The organism is Cobetia sp. MMG027 (assembly GCF_027947415.1).
Lineage (GTDB): Bacteria > Pseudomonadota > Gammaproteobacteria > Pseudomonadales > Halomonadaceae > Cobetia > Cobetia marina.
The window spans coordinates 110961-136121 of record NZ_JAQJIO010000004.1 but is presented as its reverse complement, the minus strand read 5'-3'; the positions used below and the strand labels follow the sequence as shown (position 1 = coordinate 136121).

Genomic DNA, 25161 nt, shown 5'->3' with positions numbered 1-25161 from the left:
ATGCTAACCCTGCTTGCACGTGTGCATGACGGCGTGACGCGAGCAGGCTTCCTTCTGGGCGGTGTCACCTTGTGTGGCATCGTCCTGTGCTTCTGGCTGGAAGTCATCGCGCGCTACTTCTTCAACTCACCCACCCTGTGGTCCGGCGCGATGGTGGCCTACCTGCTGTGCCTCTCCATCTCGCTGGCCGCGCCGGAACTGGCTCGTACCCATGGCCATATCGCCATCACCGTGCTGCCGGAACGCCTCAGCTCTGCCACCCGCGCCCTCTATGACCGCTTGCTGGCGCTGATCACCGGTGGCGTCTGCGCCGTGGCCGGCTGGATCTGCCTGCAGGAAAGCCTGCGTCAGTTCCAGTACCACACCACCACCGCCATGGGGCTCGATATCCCCAAGGTCTGGGTGTCCTCCTTCATCGCCTACGCGTTGATCAATGCGGCCCTCTACTTCCTGCGCCACGCCTTCACGCGCGCCGCGCCCGAGGCGACCCCATCGGACGACTCCGACTCCGCCGCCTCCTCGGCGACCACCGACGCCAGAAAAGGACCCTGAGTCATGGAATGGTATTTCTCTCTGGGCCTGGCCATCGCCTTGCTGATGGGCCTGTTCGCCCTCGGCATCCCCGTCTTCGCCGCCTTCCTGACCATCAACGTGCTGGGCACGCTGTGGTTGATGGGCACCGCCGGTTTCGGCATGTTCGCCAACAGTGTCTACGACAGCATGACCTCGGAGACGCTGACCACCATCGCGCTGTTCGTGCTGATGGGGGAGCTGCTGTTCCGCTCCGGCTCCATCGATGTGATCTTCGACTCGCTGGATGCCCTGATGGGCCGCATGAAAGGCCGCCTCTACTTCTTCGTCGTCGCCCTCTCGACCCTGTTCGGCGCCCTGTCCGGCTCGGCACTGGCCGTGACCGCCATGCTCAGCCGCTCGGCGCTGCCGACCATGCAGGAGCGCGGCTATGACGACAAGCTCTCCATCGGCCTGATTCTGGGCGGGGCGAGTCTCGCGCCGATCATCCCGCCGAGCCTGTTGGTGATCATCATCGGCTCGATGGTGGATGTCTCCATCGCGCGGCTGCTGATCGCCGGCATTCTGCCGGGTATCCTGCTGGCTGCGCTGTTCATCCTCTACGTGAAAGTGCGCATCACGCTGGACCCGCGCCGTGCGCCGCCGGTCGATGAAAGCGGTGGCGGCACGGCAAAGGAAAAGCGTCGCGCCCTGATCAACATGCTGCCGTTCAGCATCATCATCTTCGCCGTGCTCGGGTTGATCCTGCTCGGTATCGCCACACCGTCCGAGTCCGCTGCCACCGGCGTGCTGGGCTCACTGCTGGTCGCCGCCTACTACCGCAAGTTCTCCTTCAAGATGGCGGGCGAAGCGGTGATGTCGTCGCTGAAGGTCAGCACCATGATCATCCTGATCCTGGCGTGCTCGAAGCTGTTCTCGCAGCTGTTGAGCTTCACCGGCGCCACCAGCGGGCTGGTGAGCAGCGTGACCGGACTGGATCTCGACCCGGTGTGGATGCTGCTGATCCTGATGCTGATTCCGCTGATCGCCTGCATGTTCATCGACCAGATCGCCTTCATGATGGTGGTGATCCCCATCTACGCGCCGCTGGTCAAGCTGTATGGCTTTGACCCGGTGTGGTTCTGGACGATGTTCCTGATCAACATCTCGGTGGGCAGTCTCACCCCGCCCTTCGGCTACAACCTGTTCGCGGTGAAAGGAGCCGCCCCCGCGACCCCGATGCAGACCATCTACGCCGCTGCCTGGCCCATCGTCATCTGCTTCCTGTTCGCGATGCTGATGCTCTACTGGGTACCGGCACTCACCACCTTCCTGCCCAGCCTGATCTGACCGACTACGCCGAGAGACTTCCATGTACCAACTCAATGACATGCCAGACCAGGTCGCGCCGGAGCTGCTGGCCCAGCTCACCCAGTGCGAGACGGCCACCATCGGCCACTTCCACACCCACGGCTTCGTCGAACCGGCGATTGCCTGCATGCTGCCCCAGGTACGGATTGCCGGTACCGCCGTCACCGTCTCGCTGCCACCGGAAGATGGCACCCTGCTCAACCACCTGATGCGTCTGGTGCGCCCCGGCGATGTGCTGATCGTGCATCGTCAGGGCGATCGTCACCGCGCCTGCTGGGGCGGCGTGATGACCACGGTCGCCTCGCGCCTCGGTGTGGCCGGCGTGGTGATCGACGGCATGGCCACCGATGCGCTGACCATTCGCGACAAGCACTTCCCGGTGTGGAGTCGCGGGGTCGCCTCGCTCACCACCCGCTTCGCCGGGATCGGCGGCGCGCTCAACGTGCCGGTCAGCATCGGCGGCGTGGTCGTCAATCCGGGCGATGCCATCCTCGCTGACGAGAGCGGTGTCATCGTCATGGCCCCCTCAGAAGTCTCCGCCATCGCCACCCACGCCATCGAGGTGCAAGAAGCGGAAGACGTACTGCTGGCGAAGATCGCCGACGGCGCCTGCCTGCCCGACCTCACTGGCGCAAGCCAACTGATCGAGGAAGTGAACGCACGCGGCTGATCACCCCGTATGATCAGGTCGCGCGACGCTGTTTCTTTAGAGAAATGCTGAAAGCAAAAAAGGCCACCAGATTGCTCTGGTGGCCTTTCGGGTTCTGACACGGTCAGTCTGACACGGTTAACTGACACGGTTAACTGACACGGTCAGTCTGACGCGGATAGTCTGCCACGTATCACTGATGGGTGATCACCGCTTCACAGCTGACCGGGAAATTCAGCGAATTGGCGATGAAGCACAGCGCATGCGCCCGGTGGTGCAGCTCATGGGCGAACGCGATATCGTCACCGGCGGCCAGCGTGATCTCGGGGCGCAGCACGATGGAGGTGAAGCGTCCCGCCTCGCCCGGGTTCTCTGTCTGAGTCTTGTCATCAGCGTCGGACGCGCCTTCCTGCATCGTGCCCTCGGCGTGATCGTGATAGCTCATGACACGAATGCCGGCCTCGGCACACAGGTGCAGATACCAGAGCTTGTGGCAGGCCGAGACGGAGGCCACCAGCATGTCTTCGGGGTTCCAGCGGGAAGCGTCGCCCCGAAAGGCGGGATCAGCGGAGCCTTCCAGGCTCGGCTTGCCGCTGACACGGGCCACGAAATCGCGCCCATAGGCGGTGTAATGGCGGGTGCCATCACCGCAATTGCCGGTCCACTCAAGTTCAACCGAATACTGGTGTCGTCTGGACATCGTTGTCTGCTGCTCTCTCTCAAGGGAAACCACGTGCGCCGCATGACGCGCAGTCTGATACTTCTGCCTGATTAGGCATCTGAACAGCATCAGCACGCAAGAAATCACCGTAGGCCGATGATAGGATTGAATCAATCGCACTCTGACAGGATGTCACGCATGGCGTTTGCCGCAACACGCTCCTTTGGGGCAATTCCCGGGCTGGCCGCCGCCGCCCTGACGCTCGGACTGGGCCTGAGCCTGAGCCTGGGCTTATGTCTCATTACCCCCGGTGCCTCGGCACGCGCCGAAGCCGCACAGTTTCGCCCCACGCCCCAGGTCATCAATACGCTGAGCAGTACCTACGGCTTCGTCATCGCCCAGGACATCACGCTGTCACGCATCGCCGACGAGTATCCCGGCCTCGCGCCGGATGCGGAGCTGGCCTCCGCCTACTTCAAGAATGCCTTCCCGAACATCACCCATCGTCTGGCGGAAAACCTCGCCACCTTGATGGGCAAGGACCACGCGCGCGAAGTGCTGGATGACATTCGCCGTCAGATAAAAAAGGAACTGGATTCGCAGCTGACCACCGACAAGCTGACCAGCGACTTCGCGGCCCGCTTCATCGAGGCCATTCATCTGCGCTCCCAGGGGGAATACCTGCCCTCACCGTTCAAGGAATTTCTGCTGGCGACCAAGTATCAGATCGAGCCGGTGTACGAGCTGTACGACGGCTATTTCCAGCAGTTCCACACCAAGGGCCATCCCAAGTCGCTGGGCATCAACCTCGCGCTGCACCTGCCCGCCTCGTGGTCTGCCGCCGAGGGTCGCCTGCCGCATATCGTGCAGAAATGGCAGAGTCAGGCCGGTACCGGCACCGACATGATCCTCCTCGAGATCTATGACCTGCATGGCGACACCGTCAGTGACGCGCAGCTCAAGGTAATGGCCGCCACGGACCAGCTGGCGCAATGGGCGCCCATCAACAGTCAGATGCTCGACTCCGGCCTGACCCGAGTGGATCACCGTCAGGTCTACTGGTTCGATATCGCCATGACACAGCGACACCAGGGCATGCCCATCACCTCGCAGACCCGCGAATACGGCCTCTTCCTCGACGACAAGCTGATACGCCTGCACTGCACCAGCTACCACCCCGCCGCCGACGGCACCACCTACGCCAAGGCCAAGACAGACCTCACCGTCGAGGAAGGCTTCAGCGAGATCAAGCCGCTATGTGAAGGAGTAATGGGAAGCCTGGTGGTGATGCAAGATTACTGACACTAAGTGGATTCATCTCGCGTCGACTGCCGCATATCGTGCAGAAATGCCAGAGCCCAGGCTGATACTGGCACTGACTCCTCTCGGGAGAGTCTTAGGGACTTCGCAGTAAGCTCATTATCGTTGGTCAATACAAGTCCATCGCCGATACTAAAAACTCGGCCAATGAGTGATCACCAAAGGAGAGGTCCAGGGTTCTGGCTTGGTTATGACCGGTCATAGCTTCCTTAGAGGTAAGTGATTTTCCTGCTAACAGACCTCCACCTAACGATCAGAAGCAATAGACCATCAAACTCACAAGTCTTCTACAGTTACCACTCCTTCCTTACTATCTATAATATCTGTACTAGGCCATGTGGGCATATCAGCCACAGTATTCCATTTCTCATAGTACTGTTCTTTCAAGTAAAATAAGTCATTTTCCCAATTAGCTATAGCTATAGAGAAGTCTGAACTTCTAGATTTTGATATACGACAAAGCTGGGCAATCACATTAGCAGTTTTCATAAGTCTAATCCAAGAGCCTTCTCTTCCCCAAGTAACCAAATAAGAATTTTCAAATGGACTATCAAAAGAGAGAGGAGCATTCAATATAAAATCTAGTATTTTTCTTCTATCCTGTGCTGACAAACCACTTTTACCTACATGATAGCCGTAGTGTGATAATAAACCATGAGAAACCCAAGCTTGATTAAATATATCTTGCAGACCATTATTCATTTCAGAGTTAGGAAACTTTAAACATCGTACAAGATCTTTCCTCCAATCCTTCGAGCCCTTGAACTCTTCTCTAAATCTTAACAAAGCAAGCGATGGTTTATTCCTAGTATATTCACAAACTTTCTTAAATACAGATAGCGGGACCAGATTATCAACATGATACCATAGCATACTATTAACATTACCGGTCACTTTTGAGTTCGGCATGAAAGTACGTGAGTTCCAACTCCTAAGAGCTGTGGATTTCTTCCTACGCACCAAAGGAAAATAAACCATCAAATAATGATGTAAAATTGCAGACTTATTAGTCAGGTCATAAATTTGACAAAGCTGATCGAGCTTACGAAAATTTCCAACTTTAGCATCTTTTATTATACACTCATATTTATCCATCATAATATTATAGAAGCAAGTCGTATTTATTGTAACTAGCTTTCTACTAGCAAGATTTTCAATACTCCCCATTGACTTATCGGGAGATCCTGTTACTGCCGGCACTTTTAATTTCTTTTTAGACATGCAATAACCTTAATTATTCACATTAGTAGCAATGAGAGTTAATAAACACATTTAAGTAAAAATTAGACTAGCAAAATACATCTTACACAAACCTCATAAAAACAATCACCATTTGACGAGATACAAACTATTACTTAAGGTTAATTTCCCTTGGCGGCAGATTCTGAGTGCAACACCCGATTCCCCCTGTAAGGTATTGTGCTCATATTATACTCAGAACTCAGCGTTACCGATCGTGTCACTATTCAGGATTCAGGTTTGCCTCTCTCAAGGCTTGAGCCTTCGAGCCATTGCTCAATGCCTGAGTCGTTCCTCCTCCATTATCAGCCTCGAAATTCGCTAAATATTGAGCCGGGCAACGACTACCGAGCTGGACGCGCGCAAACGTCGGCGCTTTTGCCGGCCCAAGCGTAAGCTTTCCATCGGTAGTGAGCGGTTCAGGCTTGTCGAATACCCTCTTCGCCGCTACTTGTCTCCCGAGCAGATCGCCGGCAAGCTTCGACGCATGAATTTACCCAAGCTTGAAGATGCCTACGTCTGTCGCGAGACGATTTACACCGCCACCTATGCGCTGCCGGTTGGGCAACTGCGCAAATAGCTCATCCATTGCCTGCGGCAAGGAAAAAGTACGCGTAAGCCTCGGCGTGGTGAGACGGACCCTCGAGGTCAGATTCCCGACATGGTTAGCATGCACCTTCGCCCGCCCGAGGTGGACAAGCGCGAGATGCCTGGGCATTGAGAAGGCGATCTAATCAAGTGCAAAGGCAATGCCTTAGCGGTTGGTACTCTTGTAGAGCTCAGTAGCGGATACTTGATACTGGCAAAGATGCATGATGCGACTGCGACCTCAGCCATAGAGGGCTTCAGTGCCGCGCTGAATAGAATGCCATTGGCAGAACGAAAAACCCTGACGTATGACCAAGGACGGGAGGTGACTAGGCATGCCGCTATTACGCAAAACACAGGCGTCGCTATATACTTCTGTGATCCTCATAGCTCTTGGCAAAGAGGCAGCAACGAGAAAATCAATGGGCTGATTCGCCAGTACCTCCCTAAGGGAACGGATCTGTCACTGACCAGTCAGGAAGAGCTGGATGCCATTGCCTTCGAGCTGAATATGCGGCCTCGAAAACGCTTCGACTTCAAATTCCCTATCGAGGTGATGAATGAACTGATGTCAAAGCACAATGAAGCACCGCCCTCAATTCCATAGGGTGGTGCACTCAGAGCCTGCACCCGTTCTAAACATAATCAGCTAATGTATCGTAATAGACAAGCACGCCCTACAGAAGTCTATTCTTGCTTGATTATTTGTGTTTCCAAAGGAAACATTATCACCCAACGTATTTTCAATACTTGTCAGAGACAGCAGGACTAAATAAAACCATATACAACAAATGAAACCACTGAGATAATAGACAATAAAAAAGGGAACATTACATCCAGATACTCTCTATGCTTAAATATAGAAGCCAAAGTATATTTTAGCTCATATGAAAGCAACTTGATAAAATCTTTGCGCCTCCAGTCTCCACTATATTCATTTAAACATATACATACATTAACCAGATACTCGCCTTCCTCCTCGTCTACTGCGTTGGATTCATATAAAATTGACCTACGAAACACTCCTGAAACAATATAAATGGCATCTAGAACTCCAGGCTCATCACCGACCCATAACTCAATCTTTTTACCTAACAAACCTCGAATACTCTCATTTCTAGAATCATAGCTAAAAACACGATAATCATTCATCATCCTACTAAATGTCAATTTAACCAAATGCTTTCTATATTCTTCAGCATAGGCATAATATCGTAGTATAAAGTACACGACTGTACCAACAATAATATAGTTTAGACCATCAGGATTAGTGAATTTTATTTTGAAAATGAAAGTGTTTGCCTCTAGTATACTCGCGCCTCCTATACTTAAAGCTAACAATATGGTAGAAAAAATCAATAGCAATCTACGATGATATAGAAAACCTTTATCATCATCCATCTTAGATCTGAAAGCCTCTACCATACCTTCATTCATATTTCACCATAATAACCGTCAACAAAAAGGATGCAAGCTAACACACATGAACAAAACTCGAATATAAAATCTAAAAACCTATTACATGCTGATTTTTTCATCTTCCTCACCACTGTCGGCTGACTCACCCCTGCCCTCTTGGCTATCGCATAGGTACTGGGCAACTCGACTGCCATTTCACGTAGCCATTGTGCTTCGATGCGTGCCAGGCCTTCCTTGAGGGTTTCGTTGGGGCCGAGTTTGGGGATTGGCATGGCTACCGCCCCCTCAGCGGCAGGCGCTGAGAGGGAATTGGGACGATAAGAGTTATCGGCAGTGGGAAAACTTTCATTAACGCCTATTCCATTGGATTTTTCATTACTGAAGCCAAATGAATTGCCTAGTCCATTAGCGTTATTCGTGGAACAAGTGTTGAGCAGTGATTTCACTGAGTCGCTGTCGATGACATCACTGGGGGCGCTGAGCCAGGCGCGTTCCAGCCAGTTTTCCAGTTCGCGGATATTGCCGAGCCAGTCCTGGCGCATGAGGATGGGCCATAACGAGGCGTCAAGGAGTTTGCGGCGACCGTGACGTTGATTGAGGCGGGAGAGGTGTTGCTCTATCAGGGCGGGAATGTCTTCGCGGCGTTCGCGCAGCGGCGGCAGGCTGACGGGGAGCACATTGATGCGGTAGTAGAGGTCGGAGCAGAACTATGACTACCGAGACGGTCATCGATGCATTCGACCAGTTTGCCGATCAGAAAGCCCCTGATACCTTCGCTGTCGTGGTGCTGGACAATGCCAGCATGCATCACTCCAAAGTGTTCGGGAGGATGATGGTTGAGTGGATGTCGCAGCGTGTGTGCTTGACCTACCTATCGGCGTAAACGCCGGAGCTGAATCTGATTGAGATTCTCCGACGGCAGATGAGGTATGCATGGCTGCCACTGAGTGCATATCTAGCATTTGAGCACCTATGCGATGAGGTACACCGGCTGCTCGACGGTTATGGCGCTGAGTGCATGACTAATTTTTGAATAGGCATTTAACTCCCTCATATGTTGAGTGAGGGAGTTACCAAATTATATGGATTATCGCCCAAGCATAAAGACGACAGGCGTTGCGAAGTATCCCAACACGCCAATAAGCGAATAGGCATAATGAACATGCGATTTACTGATTAAATAACCATTACCAAAAATTGAGATTCCAAGGTAGCCAAAGCCAGAGACGATCACCAGTACAATGGTGTTATACATGTTGTTACTAGTGGAAGTTAAGCCCATGGCCAGAATCGCAGCTGCTATTACCTGACCGACTATAATACAGTTACATCTCAACTCAATTTTCTCTTTGAGAGCTTCTTTGTCTTTCGATTTCGAGCTTTCATCTGTCAATTCGGAGCCAGGGCCCGCAATCTTGCAAGTAGCCGGGGGGGCTTCTGGAGCCTTCTCCTGGTTGGCCGTATTCGCCTCATCGGGAGTTGCCCCAGACTTTGCATGAAACCCGATATACATGATGACAATCCCAAGCACCGCCAAAATACGTGACGGTGTCGGGTCAGTATTGGCGAAATGATGCCAGAAGGCACCCACGAGGAGAAACACCCCAGACCAGACCAAGATTGGATTGGGAGTTTTCTTCACCTTACGCTGTGTGGGGTTGCTCATGAGGCACTCCCCAACATGGCATCGTGCACCTCATTCTTCTCAGGAAGCTTTATTATCGTAGAAGGTAAATCCTCAGCAGAAGCTTTGGAAAGTATTTTTTCGGACATGACACATTTCTCTGATGGCGGTGTTATGTGGAACGCTCAGCATTCAATCCCAAATTGTACAATAAATCCCTAATAAAGTGAATATAATTGTGTTTCAGGTAGCTGTCGGGCCCCGTGTGATTGGCTAATCGATTGGTCAATCACATGGAATCCGACACATGGTAATTATTTTAATAACATATGCTTCAACTTCCTTACTACCGACGGCTGACTAATCCCTGCTCTCTTCGCTATCGCATAAGTACTGGGTAACTCGGCAGCCATCTCTTGGAGCCATTGCGCTTCGATACGTGCCAGGCCTTCCTTGAGGGTTTCGTTAGGGCCAAGTTTGGGGATTAGCATGGCTACCGCCCCCTCAGCAGCAGGCGCTGAGAGGGAATTGGGACTATGAGAGTTATCGGCAGTGGTAAAACTTTCAGTAACGCCTATTCCATTGGATTTTTCATTACTGAAGCCAAATGAATTGCCTAGTCCATTAGCGTTATTCGTGGAACAAGTGTTGAGCAGTGATTTCACTGAGTCGCTGTCGATGACATCACTGGGGGCGCTGAGCCAGGCGCGTTCCAGCCAGTTTTCCAGTTCGCGGATATTGCCGAGCCAGTCCTGGCGCATGAGGATGGGCCATAACGAGGCGTCAAGGAGTTTGCGGCGACCGTGACGTTGATTGAGGCGGGAGAGGTGTTGCTCTATCAGGGCGGGAATGTCTTCGCGGCGTTCGCGCAGCGGCGGCAGGCTGACGGGGAGCACATTGATGCGGTAGTAGAGGTCGAGGCGGAACTGGCCCTGCTCCACGCGGGCGGCGAGGTCTTGATTGGTGGCGACGACCAGCCGGAAGTCGGCGCGGCGGGTGGTGGTGTCGCCCAGACGGGTGATCATTCCGTCCTGAATCACCTTGAGCAGCTTGGTCTGGGTGGCGAGCGGCAGCTCACCGATTTCATCCAGAAACAGGGTGCCGCCTTCGGCCTGTTCCATCAGGCCCGCCTTGCCGCGATTGCCCGCGCCGGTGAAGGCACCGGCTTGATAGCCGAACATCTCGGACTCGAACAGGCTTTCGGGGATGGCGCCACAGTTCACCTCGATGAAGGGGCCGTCGGCGCGTTGGCTCCAGCGATGCAGTTGATGGGCGAAGGCCGTCTTGCCGACCCCGGATTCGCCCAGCATCAATACCGTGGCGTTGGTGGGCGCGACCCGCTTGAGCAGCAGCGCTATCTCACGCATCACGGGGCTTTTGACCTGTAGCTCGCCCAATTCCAGCGCGGCGTCTTCACACTCGGCCTGCTCACGCGCGGCCTGCTCGCAGAGGGCACGCCCCTGCTGCCGCGCGTCATGGGTGGTCTGCTCGGCACCGGAGCGCGCACTCCCCACCGCCCCCCAATCACTTTCCCCCGCACTCCCCCCGCCCAGCTCACTGCCCCGCGAGTTGCGCCGCAGGTGATCCGTGAAGCGCTGCTGGAGCACGGCATATTCCTGCTGCAGCAGCTGGATATCGGTGAGATCCATCGAGCGGCTGACCACGCACTCGAGCTTGCCCGCGACGAATACCGGATGCGCCTGCGCCACCACTCGCCGTCCAGTGGCGGTGAGCTGCATCATCTGCAGCGTTCGCCCCGTGCGCAGCACCTCCAGGCTGATGGAGGGCTTGAGCACCCCGCTGGCTTCCAGGTCATGCACGTTGGCGGCACACAGCGCCTCACGCGTCATGCCATAGACCGCCGCGGCGCCGGGGCTGACATCCAGCACCTGGCCATCCGCGCTCACCACGAAATAGTGGTCATGGGCGGTGTCGATGATGGTCTTGAGAATCTGGTGGTCGAGCTCTGACATGGCGGGCACCTCATGGTCGAGCCTGTGAATCGGGGCGGGGCTATCTATCAGGTCTTTCCAGCACTTCTTTTTACCGGCTCTTTCTTGCACGTCTTTCAAGAGGTGCTTTTGACGACAGCGCACTACCTGACAGTGCGCTGCAAGTACTGCGCTAAAAGACACTCTCGATGATGCCTGAATGTGATCCACAAATGAATCGACGATCCATTTTTGAATCGGTATTAGCGGAAGAGTGATCCACAAATGAATCACTCGACAACCACCTCTTTAAAAAATCCAATAAAATCAATCGTCTGAAAATTGGCATGGTTACTGCAATGCTGGGGTATGCGCCAAGGAAGATCGCCGGCTTTCATGACACCGTCCGGCCAGGCGATCAGGCGAACCATCACAATACCCCGCTCGTCGTCAGAGAATTACGAGCGACTCAAGACCCTGGAGAGACAGATGAGCGAATTCAATCAGCCACTGGGCGGCAACGACATGCCACGTTTCGGCGGCCCGGCCACCATGATGCGCCTGCCGGCTCAGGAAACCGCAGAAGGCCTGGATGCCGCCTTCATCGGCATTCCGCTGGACATCGGTACCTCCAACCGTCCGGGCGCGCGCCTCGGCCCGCGTCAGATCCGTGATGAATCGCGCATGCTGCGCCCCTACAACATGGCCACCCGCGCCGCGCCCTTCGACAGCCTGCAGGTGGCGGACATCGGCGATGTGCCGATCAACACCTTCCACCTGCCCAAGAGCATGGACATCATCGAGAAATTCTACGATGAAGTGCTCAGACACGATTGCGTGCCGCTCACCCTGGGCGGTGACCACACCGTCACCCTGCCGGTGCTGCGCGCCATCGCCAAGAAGCACGGGCCAGTCGGTCTGATCCACATCGATGCCCACGCCGACGTGAATGACCACATGTTCGGCGAGCCCATCGCCCACGGCACGCCGATTCGTCGCGCCCAGGAAGAAGGCCTGCTCGACAGCCACCGCGTGGTGCAGATCGGCCTGCGTGGCACCGGCTACTCCGCCGATGACTTCGACTGGTGCCGTCAGCAGGGCTTCCGCGTGGAAACCGCCGAGATGTGCTGGTTCAAGTCACTCGCCCCGCTGATGGCCGAAGTGCGTGACATGATGGGCGATCGCCCGGTGTACATCACCTTCGACATCGACGGACTGGACCCCTCCGTCGCCCCCGGCACCGGCACCGTGGAAGCCGGCGGCCTGACCATGCCCCAGGGCATGGAAATCGTGCGCGGCGCACGTGGCCTCAATATCGTCGGCGGTGACCTGATGGAAGTCTCCCCACCCTACGACACCAGCGGCAACACCGCGCTGATGGGCGCGACCCTGCTCTACGAGATGCTCTGCGTACTGCCGGGCGTGCAACAGCGCGACTGAGTCGCACCGCGCCTCCATAGCCAGTGAAAGACCCCGCCGGAGGGCGGGTCGCGTGCCAGGGGCCTGTCCCGTCCCTGGCACGTGAAGAATCCCCCGCGAAGACGGCATGTCGCATGCCGAATGACCGATCAGAGCCTGACCATTACAACAAGATCAAGGTGACCCGAATGACAACCAGCATCGACCCGACGGCGGAGCACGCACCGTCCCAGCATGACTCCGCGTCTGACTCCGCCGCGACCCCAGCGGCCCGCCCGAAGAAGGACCTGATCGCCACCCGCCCGGTGCCGCTCACGGCCAGGGGGCTGATGAAATTCCTGGTGCCGTCACTGCTCGGCGTCAGCTTCTTCCTGGTGCCGTTCAGCGTTGGCGACACCATCAACATCGGCATGGGCCTGATGGCCGATTGGCTCAAGGCCACGCTCGGCAGCGCCTTGCCCGCCATCGCCGTCGCGGTGCTGTGTCTGTCGGTGATCCTCACCGGCTTCGTCAAGCTCGCCAAGCCGAACTGGGCACGTCAGGGCGCGGCACATGAGCTGTTCGATGTCGCGCCGGTGTGGTTTGCCATGCGCGCCCTCGGCGCCATCTTCGCGCTGATGACCTACTTCCAGTGGGGGCCAGCCGCCGTCACGGCGGCCTTCACCGGCGGCGTGATGCTCAATGATCTCGCCCCTGTCCTGCTGACCTTCTTCTTCTTCGCGGCCATTCTGCTGCCGCTGCTGGTGGACTTCGGCTTCATGGAATTCATCGGCAGTCTGGTGCGCCGTCCGTTCCGCGCCATCTTCAATCTGCCGGGACGCAGTGCCATCGATGCCACCGCTTCATGGATGGGCTCCGGCACCGTCGGCGTGCTGATCACCACCCAGCAGTACGAGCAGGGCTTCTACAGCAAGCGCGAAGCGGCGGTGATCGCCACCAACTTCTCGGTAGTCTCGATCGCCTTCGCGTTGCTGGTCACCAGCTTCATGAACATCAATCACCTGTTCGTGCCCTTCTATCTGACCGTCGTCATCGCGGGCCTGATCGCCGCCGTCATCGTGCCGCGTCTGCCGCCGCTGTCGCGCAAGCGTGATGACTACCATGAGCCGGTCGGCTGTCAGATCAGTGAAGAGAACCAGAGCGACTGTGGCGTGCTGCGCTACTCACTCGGGATGGCCGTCGCGCGCGCCGAGCATGCCCCGGGCCCGCTCAAGCTGGTGAAATCGGCCGGTTTCAACGTGGCGGACATCTTCCTCGGTCTGCTGCCGGTGGTGATCGCCATCGGGACCGTGGCGCTGATGCTGGCCGAGTTCACGCCGGTCTTCACCTGGCTCTCCTACCCGATGATTCCGCTGCTGGAACTGCTGCAGATTCCCCACGCGGCAGAGGCAGCCCCGGCGACGCTGGTCGGCTTTGCCGACATGTTCCTGCCGGCGGTGCTGGCCAAGGACATCGACAGCGAACTGACCCGCTTCGTGATCGCCTGCCTGTCCCTGACCCAGTTGATCTACATGTCCGAGATCGGTGCCCTGCTGCTCAAGTCGAAGATTCCGCTCAAGATCTGGGAACTGGTGGCCATCTTCGTGCTGCGCACGCTGATCACCCTGCCGATCATCGCCGGTATCGCCCACGTCTTCGTATTCTGAGCCGAGGCCAGCACGCCGCAAGAGCGCTGTGCCACCACCAGCCTCCTGTGCCTGGACTCCTGTTCCTTGGACTCCTTTTCCTTGGACTCCTTTTCCTTGGACTCCTTTTCCTCATGACTTCCGGGGGCGCCACGGCGCTCCCGTCTGCCGGATAGCCTGCCATGACCTGTGCTGAACTCCTGATCCGACTGCTGCGTGACACCTACGGCGTCGATACCGTCTTCGGTATTCCCGGCGTACATACCGTCGAACTCTACCGGGGCCTGGAGCCGGATGCTGATCCCGCCGCGCGCACCATTCGCCACGTCACCCCGCGCCATGAACAGGGCGCCGGCTTCATGGCCGATGGCTATGCCCGCAGCACCGGCAAGCCCGGAGTGTGCTTCATCATCACCGGCCCGGGGATGACCAACATCACCACCGCGATGGGCCAGGCGCTGGCCGACTCCATCCCGATGCTGGTGATTTCCAGCGTCAATCGCTCCGACACCCTCGGGCGGGGCCAGGGGCGTCTGCATGAGCTGCCCAGCCAGCAGCAGCTGATCTCGGGCGTGGCGCGCTTCAGCCACACCCTGCTCGACCCGTCCGCGCTGCCGGAAGTGCTGGCCCGTGCCTTTGCGCTGTTCGAGGGTGCCCGCCCCGGCCCGGTGCATCTCGAGATTCCCATTGACCTGTTCAATGCCGAGATTCCACTGCCTGCCGGTCGTAGCACCCATGACGTCACGCGCTCACGCATCGGGCGTCTCGCGCCGGACCCGGCGCTGATCGACGAGGCCGTGGCCCTTCTGACAGGCGCCCAGCGCCCGCTGGTACTGCTGGGCGGTGGCTGTGTCGCCGCGCCCGAGGCCGCGCGTCAACTGGTGGAGGCGCTGGATGCTCCCACCGTCACCACCATCAATGCCAAGGGCCTTCTGGGCAGCGCCCACCCGCTGGATCTCGGCGCCAATGCCGCACTGCCTGCGGTACGCGATCTGGCGCGCGACGCCGATGTGGTGCTGGCGATCGGCACCGAACTTGGCGAGACCGATTACGACGTGGTGTTCGATGATGGCTTCGTGATCGGCGGAGAGTTGATCCGCATCGATATCGACCCCGAGCAGCTGGCGCGCAATCATGCCGCCGCGCTGGGTATCGTCGCCGATGCCGGCCTGGCGCTGGAGACGCTCGCCGATCGACTGACTGACCTCGAAGGCAGCCCCCAAGGCACACGTCGCGGCGCGCAGATCACCGCCGCGACGCTGGAAGCGCTTGCCCTGCCGACCGACCCGGCCTTCGCGCCCTACGTGCCGCTGTTCGACACCCTCCAGCAAGCGCTGCCGGAGGCCATCTGGGTCGGCGATTCCTGCGCAACGGTCTACGCAGCCAACCACCTGCTCAGCCAGCCGGCACCGCGCCGCTACTTCAATGCCTCCACCGGCTACGGCACGCTCGGCTACGGCCTGCCCGCCGCGATGGGCGCGACCCTGGGCCGCCCGGACCTGCCGGTGATCGCGCTGGTCGGCGATGGCGGCATCATGTTCACGCTGTCGGAACTCGCCTGCGCGGTGGAAGAACAGCTGCCGGTCGTCATCGTGCTGTGGCACAACCAGGGCTATGAGGAGATTCGCCGCTTCATGGACAACGCCGGCGTCACGCGCCTGGGCGTCGACATCCAGGCCCCCGACTTCCAGCTGCTGGCCCGCGGCTTCGGCTGTGCCGCCGTCGCCATCGATTCCCCCCAGGCACTGCAGGTCGCCTTGGACGAGCGCGACGCAAGCGCCCCGCTGCTGGTGGAAATCGACGCGGCCGGGTGGCATGCCGCCGTCTCGCCCTGATGACACCTGACGCTGGTGGCGGCGCCGAACGCCGTAAACCAGCGTCCCTGACATAGCCTCCAACAGAGAGCGCCACGCCCCTGCGAGCCTGAACGCCAGACAGTCACTCATTCGAAGCCATAACCACAACAACATACATGAGACTACTGACATGTCATTCCTGACCAGATTCATCGGCAAGGACACCCTGAGTCATCAGCAGAACAAGAGCCTGGGTGCGCTTGGCACCATGGCGTTGTGGCTGGGGGCCAACGTGGTCGTGACCACGATCCTGACCGGCATGCTGCTGGTACCTGACCTGACCTTCTCCACCACCATCGGCAGCATTCTGATCGGCTCGCTGATTGGCGCCATCCCGCTGTTGCTGGTGGGCCTGATGGGACAACGTACCGGCCTGACCAGCATGGTGCTGACCCGACGCGCCTATGGGCCATCGGGCAGCAAACTGATCTCGCTCATCAACATGGGCGTGCTGATCGCCTGGAGCTGGATCCAGGCGCTGCTGGCAGGCATGAGTCTGGACTACGCCATCAGTGAGATGACGGGATATTCCAACCTGCCGTTGATGACCGTGGCGTGTGAGGTCATCGTCGTGATGATCGTGCTGCGCGGCCATCTGGGCATCGAGCGGGTGGAGCGCTGGGCGGCACTGGCGATGGGCGGTCTGGCAGCGCTGGTCATCTATCAGCTGAACCATCACTACGATCTCACCACCCTGATCGATATTCCTCAGGAATCCCGTAATGGCATCACCCTGGGCATCGCTTTCGATATCGTGATCGCCACGGCGTTCTCCTGGATTTCCTCCTCGGCCGATTACAACCGCAACTGCAAGAGCGGCAAGATCGCGATCTGGGCGACCTATGCCGGGTATGTGCTCGCGGCATTGATCGCCATGGGTCTGGGCGCTGCGGTTTCCGGTCTTTCCGTACTCAACGGCCTGGAACAGACCTATGATCCCACTCGTCTGCTCTCAGGATTCGGGTTCGGGCTGCCTGCCGCGTTGGTCATCTTCTTCTCCGTCATGACCACCAACGTGATGGCCGTCTACAGCGCTACGCTGTCCTGCATGAACGTGGCCCCTAAGATGAGCTTCTGGAAGCCGGCATTGATCATCGGCGTGGTGACCGTCTTCGGCGCGCTGATCCCCGGGATTCTCGATCAGTTCCAGAACTTCCTGCTCATCATCGGAGCACTGTTCATTCCGGCCTTCGCGGTCATGATCGCGGACTACTATCTGGTGGGTACCCAGGGCTATGACGCGTCACTGCTGGAAGCGACGCATCAGGTGGGCCGCAAGACGTCCGGCGTCGCCATCGGGGCTTACCTGATGGGCGCCGCACTCGCCGCCTACTGGACTCTCGTTTCACCTCTGGCCTTCGGTGCCTCTCTGCCAGTCTTCCTGATCACCGGGGGGCTCTACTGGCTGGGCACTGCGCTGCTGACACAGCACGAAGACAACAGTGCCGACCTTGCCGCCCGCCCCGCCACTCTGCCGACGGACCGTGCCGCATGAGACTTTGCATCGCACAGACAGACCCGATTCGCGGCGATATCAGACGCAATCTGGAGACGCTAGACCGCCTGTGCGAGCAGGCGGTACTAGCCGGGGCGGATCTCCTGGCTCTTCCCGAGCTGGCACTGACCGGCTACAACATCTTCGCGCAACTCGACGTCCTGGCCGACGACGGCACCCTGCAACGCCAGGTGGCAGAGCTGGCGCGCCGTCACGGGCTCTTTCTCCTGTTCGGCGTCGCACAACGCCACGTCGACGGCAGCCTGAGAAATTCAGCGGTGCTGATCGGAGAGGATGGTACGACTCTGGCCAGCTATCACAAACGCCACCTGTGGGATGAGGAGGCACGCCATTTCACTCCGGGAGAGGCACTGTGCGTCGTGGAGACACGCCTGGGGAGGCTGGGATTGATGATCTGTTATGACAATGAATTCCCGGAGATGGCGCGAGCGCTGGCACAGTCAGGCGCCCAGGTGATTCTTTCGCCGACCGCCAACATGCTGCCGAATGCGGAGCGTCAGATACTGCAGATCCGGGCCCGCGCCATCGACAATCAATGCTTCGTCGCCTGTATCAATCGCGCAGGCCGCGAGGATAATCTCCACTATTGCGGGCACAGCCTGGTCGCGGGGCCTGATGGCGAAGTCATTGGCCAGCTGGGCACGCAGACCGGCACGCTGATGATAGATATCGATCTACAGCGGATTGCCGAAAGCCAGCGACATCAGCACTACCTGAAAGATCTGCGTCCGCCGACGAGACCCCAGTCATGACACATTTCTCACTTCCACGGGGCAATGCTGAGCACTGGTACCGGACACGTCGCCTGAGTGATGACATCACGTTGATCGATGAACCGGGGATCAAGCCCTTCTATCGCTGCAACATCTGGCACGTGCGTGGCCGAGATCGCGATCTCGTCGTCGATTTCGGGCTGGGGGCGGTGCCATTGCGACAGCAGGTCGCCTTGCTGGCAGAGCGTGACATCACGGCGATCGCCAGCCACTGCCATTTCGACCACATCGGGGCGGCGCATGAATTCGGCTGCTGCCATGTGCACGCGGCGGAAGCCGGTATCCTGGCCGCACCGGACAATCAACACACCCTGGCCGACCTGTTCCTGGACGATGAGATGTTCGACATCCTGCCGCCTGCCCCCTATACGCATACCGGATATCGCATCACAGCACCCGCCAGCATCGCCGAGGTAGAAGATGGTGATGTGATTGACCTGGGAGGTCGCACTTTCACGGTATTGCATACCCCGGGCCACTCGCCAGGCGGACTGGCACTCTGGGAGTCACGGACCGGCACCCTGATATCAGGCGACGTCATCTATGACGGCGAGCTCATCGAGGATGCCTACCACAGCGATCTCGATGAATACACAAAGAGCCTCAGACGCCTGCGCGAGTTACCGGTGAGGATGGTGCATGGCGGACACTTCCCAAGTTTCTCGGGGGAACGCCTGCACACCCTCATCGATCAATGGCTCAGAGGTCATCAGCGCTGAGTCACTTTCGTCTTCACGACAACTCGCATCACTTCATTCCAGAAATTCTCAGGCCAGAACCATCAATGCAAGGAACTCCCATGTCAGCTACCTCATTGCACAAGCTCGATCAGCAGTTCATCAACAACGAGTGGGTCAAGTCCCACGGCGAGCGCCGTCTGGCGGTCACCAATCCTTTCGAGGAAACCGTCATCGCCGAGGTGACGGCGGGGGATGCGCGTGATGTGGAGGCCGCCGTCACGGCGGCTGCCAATGCCTTCGAGGGCTGGCAGGCACTGAGTGGCGCCGAGCGTGCGGTCTATCTGGAGGCCTTCGCCGAGGGGCTGACATCTCGCCGGGAAGCGCTGGTGGAAATGTCGTGCCGCAACAACGGCAAGATTCGCGCCGAGGCCGAGATCGATCTCGATGACGCCATCGGCTGCTACCGCTACTACGCCGAGCAGGCACGCGCGCTGGATGCGCGTCAGGGCGCGGTGGTAGCGCATGATGTCGAAGGCTATGCGGCGCACAGCTATCAGGAGCCGGCCGGCGTGGTGGGGCTGATCACGCCGTGGAACTTCCCGCTGGTCACCAGTGCCTGGAAGGTCGCGCCGGCGCTCGCCGCGGGCTGCACCCTGGTCATCAAGCCGTCTGAAGTGACGCCGTTGCCGGAACAGGTGATGGCCGAGATCGCGCTGGAAGTCGGACTGCCGGCAGGCGTGTTCAACCTGCTGCACGGCGATGGCGAAGGCATCGGCGCGCCGCTGACGCGTCATCCGCGCATCGACAAGATCTCCTTCACCGGCAGCAATGTGGTCGGCGAGAAGGTCATGCAGGCGGCGGCCTGCGGTACGCGTGGGGTGTCACTGGAACTGGGCGGCAAGTCAGCGATCATCGTGCTGGAAGATGCCGACATCGACGACGCCGCTGACTGGGTGATGGCCGGCATCTACTTCAATGCCGGGCAGATCTGCTCCGCCACCTCGCGCCTGCTGGTGCATGAGGCCATCGCCGATGACCTGCACACCGCCCTGGCCAGTCGTATCGATGCACTGGTGCTGGGTGACCCGCTGGACGCCGCGACCCAGATGGGACCGATGACCAGCGCCCGCCAACGTGACACCGTGCTGGGCTATCTCAATGTGGCGCGCGAGGAAGGTCTGACGGCGCTGCGCGATGACACCCATCGCAGCCTGCCGACCAAGGGCTACTTCGTGGCGCCGACGCTTTACACCGATGTCCCGGTGGAGAGCCGTCTGTGGCGTGAGGAGATCTTCGGGCCGGTGCTGTGCTCACGTCGCGTGGCGGATGAGGCCGAGGCGATTCGCCTCGCCAACGACAGCGATTTCGGGCTGGTGGCCACGGTGGTCAGCGGTGATGCCAGGCGCGCCCAGCGAGTCGGCCGCCGTCTGCGCGCAGGCGTGGTGTGGTACAACAGCGAGCAGCTGCCGCTGGTACAGGCCAGCTGGGGTGGCTTCAAGCGCAGCGGCATCGGCCGTGAACTGGGCCCGTGGGGCCTGGCGGGCTATCTGGAGGTCAAGCACATCATCGGGCCGGTACTTGACTGAACGTATTGGCTGAGCGTCTTGCCTGATCAGATGACGAAAACGCCCCGCCTCGGCAATCCCCGAGGCGGGGCGTTTTCATTCACCTTTTTACTTCACCACTTTTCCTTTACGGCTTCCCTTCACGGCTTTCCCATGAAACCAGCGCCTGCTCCTATCAGCCGGCCGCCGCCGTCTGGCTGACCCCATCCCGTGCGCAGCACTGGCCACAATGGCTGCCGTGGATGCTCAGCGCCTGCCAGGCATCGAAGGTGCTCAGATAGATCTCGCCGCCGAGATTGACCGGCAGTTCAGAGCGCTTGAGGCGGTCCATCACCGGGCCCTTCACTTCGCTCAGATGCAGCGACACCCCGGCTGCCGTCAGGCGTTCATTGATGACCTCCAGGCTTTCCAGCGCGGAGGCATCGATCAGGTTGACCGCCTGGCAGGCCAGCACCAGATGCCTGAGCGACGGCTGCTGTGCCACCAACGCCAGCACGGTGTCTTCCAGATAGCGCGCATTGGCGAAATACAGGCTCTCATCGATGCGCAGTATCGCCAGCTCCGGGTCGGTCTCGACCTCATGTCGCTCGACATTGCGAAAGTGCTCACTGCCCGGCACGCGTCCGACCAGCGCACTGTGCGGCTGGCTGGTGCGCTTGAGATAGAGCCCCAGTGACACGAGGATGCCGACGATGATGCCGCTCTCCACCCCCTGCACGAGGGTGATGATCAGCGTGATCATCAGGGCCGCCCCATCGCCCTTCGAGTAGCGGAAGGTGCGCCTGATTGCCGCGAGGTCGATCAGACTGCTGGTGGCGACGATGATGATGGCCGCCAGCGTCGCGCGTGGCAGCCACGCCAGCCAGTCCGTCAACCACAGACTGGCGAGCAGAATGCCGATGGCCGTGAAGGCCCCCGCCAGTGGCGTGGCCGCCCCGGCATCGAAGTTGACCACCGAGCGCGACAGCCCGCCCGAGATCGGCATGCCGCCGCTGACGCCTGCACCCATGTTGGAGAGCCCCAGCGCGATCAGCTCCTTGTCGGGGTCGATGCGCTGACGCCGACGCGCGGCGAGAGTCTGCGCCAGTGCCAGCGACTCGACGAAGCCGACCACGCTGATCAACAGCGCCGACACCAGCAGTCCCGACCAGTCATTGCTGACAAGGGACGGCAGGCTCAGGGTGGGCAAGCCGCCGGGCACGCTGCCGACCAGTGCCATACCCTGCTCGCCAAGCCGCAGGCCCCAGGCCAGCAGACTGGACAGGATGACGGCGAGGATCGGCGTGGTCTTGCACAGCATGCCCGCCGCGCTCTCGCGCATCCCGAGGGCCATCAGGCCCTGCTTGAGATGACGACGCGCCAGCGTCAGGGCGGCCCAGCAGCCCAGCCCGAGGGCCAGTGTCGGCCAATGCACGCCGGCCCCTTGCGGCAATGACAGCCACGACTCCCCCATCTCGAGCAGATTGCCGCCACTCAGGCGCAGGCCGCTCATGGGCCCGAGCTGGCTGGCGATGATCAGGACACCGGAGGCCGTCATGAACCCGGAGATCACCGGGTGGCTGATGAAATTCACCAGCGCCCCCAACCGCAACAGCCCCATCGCCACCAGCATGGCCCCGGAGATGAGCGCCAGCAGCAGCGCAGCGGCGAGCATCTCGGGCGTCGAGAGCGCGGCACCATCGGCACCGCTCATGCCTGCGATGGCGGACGCCGTCATCAACGAGATGATCGCCACCGGCCCGACAGCCAGCGTGCTGCTGGTGCCGAACAGCGCATACAGCACCAGCGGCAACATGCTGGCATACAGGCCGACCTGCGCCGGCAGCCCCGCCAGCAGCGCATAGGCGAGTGCCTGCGGCACCAGCATGACACTGACGATCACCGCCGCCAGCAGATCTCGCCCAAGACTCTGGCGATCATACTGGGCAAGCCAACCCGCCAGCGGCAGCCAGCGGGCCAGCGCGCCGCGCGAGCGTGCGTTGGTCAGCTCGGGCGGCTCAGACATCGCGTGACGCCGGACGCGCCAGCCACTCATGGCCCTTGAGCATCAGGTTCCAGTAGATGAACGGCAGGCCACGTGCCTTGAGCTGCCAGGCCAGACGCGTCGGGCGGGTACCGTCATTGAGCCACTTGGGGAAGGTCGGCTGCAGCTCACCGCCGTAGCCGAATTCCGCCAGCACGATGCGTCCGTTCTCCACCGTCAGCGGGCAGGAGCCATAGCCACGATAGCCCACCGCCAGCGAGTCGCCGGCCAGGGTCGCGAGCAGATTCTCCACCACCACCGGCGCCTGCTTGCGCACGGCCGCGGCGGTCTTGGCGTTCGAGGTGCCGCTGATATCTCCCAGACCGAAGATGTCGGGATGGGTGATGTGCTGCAGGGTCTCGGGTTCAAGCTCCAGCCAGCCAGCGGCGTTGGCAAGCCCCGAGTCCTTGATCAAGGCCGGCGCCTTCTGGGGCGGTACCACATGCAGCATGTCGAAGGACTGCTCGACGATCTGCGGCTCACCGCCTTCCTCGGCCGCCGCCACCTCGAAGCGCGCCGTCTGCGCTTCCCCATCCACGGCGATCAGACGCTGATGGAACTGCACCTCGATGCCATAGCCCTTCACGGCCTCTTCCAGCGCAGGCACATAGGCCGGCACGCCGAACATCACGCCCCCGGCGTTGTGGAAGGTGACCTCCAGCTGACCGAGCACATCTTCACGCTGCCAGTGATCGCAGGACAGATACATCGCCTTCTGGGGGGCGCCCGCACACTTGATCGGCATCGGTGGCTGGGTGAACAGCGCACGACCGCTGCGCAGGGACTGCACCAGCTGCCAGGTGTAAGGCGCGAGATCATAGCGGTAATTGGAGGTGACGCCATTCTTGCCCAGGGTCTCTTCGAGGCCTTCGATGGCTGCCCAGTCCAGCTCAAGCCCGATGGCCACCACCAGACGCTCATAGCGAAGCTTGCGCCCATCCCCCAGCGTGACCTCATGCGCATCCGCGTCGATGCCCACCACGGACTCGCGATACCAGTGCACGCCCTTGGGCATCACCGTGGACATCGACCGGCGAGTGGACTCCGGGGTGAAGATCCCGCCGCCGACCATCGTCCAGCCCGGCTGGTAGCTGTGCTGCTCCGATGGCTCGACGATGGCGATATCCATGCCGGCCTGACGCTTGAGCAGGCTGGCTGCCACGGCAATCCCGCCGGCCCCTCCTCCCAGAATCACCACCTTGTGAGCATTGGGGGGCACCGTGACGGTCGTCTCGCCCCTGGTTGCTGGTGACGGTGATGAGACTGAATCGCTGGCGGGATTGTTCATCCGTGACTCCTTGAAAAGAAAATTGGCATAGACACGTAAGAAGTCTACGTCATTTATTTACCTGTGCAGGCGGCGAGGGTCAGAAACGATTGAGCGGAATCTTGAGATAAGCCTGATCATTGGCGTCCTCAGGCGGCATCTGGCCGGCCCGCATGTTGACCTGGACCGCCGGCAGCATCAGGCGCGGCATGCCAAGCCCGGCATCGCGCTTCGAACGCATGGCCACGAAGGCCGCTTCATCAATCCCGGTGTGCACGTGGATATTGTGCTGGCGCTGCTCCCCGACCGTGGTCTCACAACAGAAGCCCTCGCGCCCTTCGGCGGAATAGTCGTGACACAGATACAGGCGGGTGCTGTCAGGCAGAGCCAGTACCTTGTGGATCGAGCGGTACAGGGTGCGCGCATCACCGCCGGGGAAATCACAGCGCGCGGTGCCGTAATCGGGCATGAACAGCGTATCGCCGACGAAGACGGCGTCACCGATCACATAGCTCACGCAGGCCGGCGTATGGCCCGGCGTATGCAGCACGCGGCATTCAAGCCCGCCGATGGCCAGGCTGTCGCCCTCTTCCAGCAAGCGGTCGAACTGACGTCCGTCACGCGCGAACCCCGCCTCGGCCGCGAAGATGTCCGCAAAGATGTCCTGCACCTCACGGATACGTGCCCCGATCGCCAGCTGGCAATCAAGCTTGTCTTTCAGGTAGGCGGCGGCCGACAGGTGGTCGGCATGGACGTGGGTCTCGAGAATCCATTCCACCTCCAGCGACTCGTCCGCGATGTGGGCCAGCAGGGCATCCGCCGACTGCGTGGTGGTGCGGGCTGCGGGGTAATCGAAATCCAGTACCGGATCAATGATCGCGCAACGCCGGGAGTGCGGGTCACGCACCAGATGCGTGAAGGTATTGCTGTCTTCGTCGAAGAAGCTCTCGACATGGGGCTGCAGTGTCGGGGTTGCCATCCTTCGGCCTCCTGAGTCAATCAAGGGTGAATGGACCTCAGCCTACGCCTGTCCGGGCGCGAACGCAAAAATAGAATAACGATAAAACCATTTGGAATAACGGTAGCTCCTAATTGATAACCTATTGATATCAGACATCAAAAAAG

Annotated in this window: 21 protein-coding genes and 2 pseudogenes; 13 read left to right on the top strand and 10 right to left on the bottom strand. The window is 59.4% G+C overall.

The window, feature by feature from the left end; genetic code table 11:
• From PJK54_RS06480 to PJK54_RS06470, 3 genes are read left to right on the top strand one after another with little or no spacing between them, the layout of a single operon-like run.
• On the top strand, nt 1-552 hold the full coding sequence (locus PJK54_RS06480) for a TRAP transporter small permease (RefSeq protein ID WP_271302506.1): 552 nt from the start codon (nt 1-3) through the stop codon (nt 550-552).
• Nucleotides 553-555: 3 nt separating this feature from the next.
• Complete coding sequence (locus PJK54_RS06475) at nt 556-1860, top strand: TRAP transporter large permease (RefSeq protein WP_271302505.1); 1305 nt, start codon at nt 556-558, stop codon at nt 1858-1860.
• Nucleotides 1861-1882: 22 nt separating this feature from the next.
• Nucleotides 1883-2551, top strand: coding sequence for an RraA family protein (locus PJK54_RS06470; RefSeq protein ID WP_024953007.1), 669 nt, complete (start codon nt 1883-1885; stop codon nt 2549-2551).
• A 172-nt stretch (nt 2552-2723) separates the two neighbouring features.
• Here PJK54_RS06470 and PJK54_RS06465 read toward each other — a convergent pair whose 3' ends face one another.
• Nucleotides 2724-3230: an OsmC family protein gene (locus tag PJK54_RS06465; RefSeq protein WP_271302504.1), complete on the bottom strand. Its 507-nt coding sequence runs from the start codon at nt 3228-3230 to the stop codon at nt 2724-2726.
• Nucleotides 3231-3389: 159 nt separating this feature from the next.
• Between PJK54_RS06465 and PJK54_RS06460 the strand changes: the two genes are divergently transcribed.
• Nucleotides 3390-4493, top strand: a complete 1104-nt coding sequence (locus PJK54_RS06460; protein WP_271302503.1) for a hypothetical protein — start codon at nt 3390-3392, stop codon at nt 4491-4493.
• Between the two features lie 294 nt (nt 4494-4787).
• On the opposite strand, the gene PJK54_RS06455 is transcribed toward PJK54_RS06460, so the two are convergent.
• Nucleotides 4788-5732 carry a hypothetical protein gene (locus PJK54_RS06455; RefSeq protein ID WP_271302502.1) on the bottom strand — a complete coding sequence of 315 codons (945 nt, stop codon included), beginning with the start codon at nt 5730-5732 and terminating at the stop codon, nt 4788-4790.
• A gap of 204 nt (nt 5733-5936) precedes the next feature.
• Here PJK54_RS06455 and PJK54_RS06450 point away from each other — a divergent pair.
• A pseudogene (locus PJK54_RS06450) lies at nt 5937-6945 on the top strand (IS30 family transposase).
• A 161-nt stretch (nt 6946-7106) separates the two neighbouring features.
• On the opposite strand, the gene PJK54_RS06445 reads toward PJK54_RS06450, so the two are convergent.
• Nucleotides 7107-7775 (bottom strand): hypothetical protein, encoded by a 669-nt coding sequence (locus tag PJK54_RS06445; protein WP_271302501.1) that lies wholly within the window; start codon nt 7773-7775, stop codon nt 7107-7109.
• On the bottom strand, nt 7772-8434 hold the full coding sequence (locus PJK54_RS17875) for a hypothetical protein (RefSeq protein WP_442870670.1): 663 nt from the start codon (nt 8432-8434) through the stop codon (nt 7772-7774). The genes PJK54_RS06445 and PJK54_RS17875 overlap by 4 nt, the downstream gene beginning before the upstream one ends.
• A gap of 29 nt (nt 8435-8463) precedes the next feature.
• Here PJK54_RS17875 and PJK54_RS06435 point away from each other — a divergent pair.
• Nucleotides 8464-8790 (top strand): annotated as a pseudogene (locus tag PJK54_RS06435) (transposase); the annotation flags it as partial.
• Nucleotides 8791-8844: 54 nt separating this feature from the next.
• Here the strand turns inward: PJK54_RS06435 and PJK54_RS06430 are convergent.
• From PJK54_RS06430 to PJK54_RS06420, 3 genes are all read right to left on the bottom strand, one after another.
• The gene (locus PJK54_RS06430; protein ID WP_271302500.1) at nt 8845-9423 is read right to left on the bottom strand and encodes a hypothetical protein; all 579 of its coding nucleotides are present in this window, start codon (nt 9421-9423) and stop codon (nt 8845-8847) included.
• A 272-nt stretch (nt 9424-9695) separates the two neighbouring features.
• Entirely contained in the window at nt 9696-11354 is a 1659-nt protein-coding gene (locus tag PJK54_RS06425) for a sigma-54 interaction domain-containing protein (RefSeq protein ID WP_271302601.1), read from the bottom strand.
• A 248-nt stretch (nt 11355-11602) separates the two neighbouring features.
• Nucleotides 11603-11743: a hypothetical protein gene (locus tag PJK54_RS06420; protein ID WP_176493996.1), complete on the bottom strand. Its 141-nt coding sequence runs from the start codon at nt 11741-11743 to the stop codon at nt 11603-11605.
• Between the two features lie 58 nt (nt 11744-11801).
• Here PJK54_RS06420 and speB point away from each other — a divergent pair, with 58 nt between their 5' ends.
• The 7 genes from speB (at nt 11802) to PJK54_RS06385 (ending at nt 20767) form a co-directional block, all read left to right on the top strand.
• Complete coding sequence (gene speB, locus PJK54_RS06415; protein WP_176493997.1) at nt 11802-12752, top strand: agmatinase; 951 nt, start codon at nt 11802-11804, stop codon at nt 12750-12752.
• 308 nt (nt 12753-13060) lie between these two features.
• Nucleotides 13061-14377, top strand: a complete 1317-nt coding sequence (locus PJK54_RS06410; RefSeq protein WP_084209696.1) for a YjiH family protein — start codon at nt 13061-13063, stop codon at nt 14375-14377.
• A gap of 161 nt (nt 14378-14538) precedes the next feature.
• Nucleotides 14539-16191, top strand: a complete 1653-nt coding sequence (locus PJK54_RS06405) for a 5-guanidino-2-oxopentanoate decarboxylase (protein WP_271302499.1) — start codon at nt 14539-14541, stop codon at nt 16189-16191.
• Nucleotides 16192-16342: 151 nt separating this feature from the next.
• Nucleotides 16343-17707, top strand: a complete 1365-nt coding sequence (locus PJK54_RS06400; RefSeq protein ID WP_271302498.1) for a purine-cytosine permease family protein — start codon at nt 16343-16345, stop codon at nt 17705-17707.
• Nucleotides 17704-18480, top strand: a complete 777-nt coding sequence (locus PJK54_RS06395; RefSeq protein WP_271302497.1) for a carbon-nitrogen hydrolase family protein — start codon at nt 17704-17706, stop codon at nt 18478-18480. The genes PJK54_RS06400 and PJK54_RS06395 overlap by 4 nt, the downstream gene beginning before the upstream one ends.
• The gene (locus PJK54_RS06390) at nt 18477-19220 is read left to right on the top strand and encodes an MBL fold metallo-hydrolase (protein WP_271302496.1); all 744 of its coding nucleotides are present in this window, start codon (nt 18477-18479) and stop codon (nt 19218-19220) included. Before PJK54_RS06395 ends, PJK54_RS06390 begins: the two co-directional genes overlap by 4 nt.
• An 80-nt stretch (nt 19221-19300) precedes the next feature.
• Nucleotides 19301-20767: an aldehyde dehydrogenase family protein gene (locus PJK54_RS06385; protein WP_271302495.1), complete on the top strand. Its 1467-nt coding sequence runs from the start codon at nt 19301-19303 to the stop codon at nt 20765-20767.
• Nucleotides 20768-20921: 154 nt separating this feature from the next.
• Here the strand turns inward: PJK54_RS06385 and PJK54_RS06380 are convergent, their stop codons facing one another.
• The 3 genes from PJK54_RS06380 to PJK54_RS06370 form a co-directional block, all read right to left on the bottom strand.
• A complete protein-coding gene (locus tag PJK54_RS06380; RefSeq protein ID WP_271302494.1) occupies nt 20922-22751 on the bottom strand; it encodes a SulP family inorganic anion transporter in 1830 nt (609 codons plus the stop codon).
• On the bottom strand, nt 22744-24057 hold the full coding sequence (locus PJK54_RS06375) for an NAD(P)/FAD-dependent oxidoreductase (RefSeq protein ID WP_271302493.1): 1314 nt from the start codon (nt 24055-24057) through the stop codon (nt 22744-22746). Before PJK54_RS06375 ends, PJK54_RS06380 begins: the two co-directional genes overlap by 8 nt.
• A 79-nt stretch (nt 24058-24136) precedes the next feature.
• Complete coding sequence (locus PJK54_RS06370) at nt 24137-25015, bottom strand: MBL fold metallo-hydrolase (protein ID WP_084208568.1); 879 nt, start codon at nt 25013-25015, stop codon at nt 24137-24139.
• Nucleotides 25016-25161 lie beyond the last annotated feature (146 nt).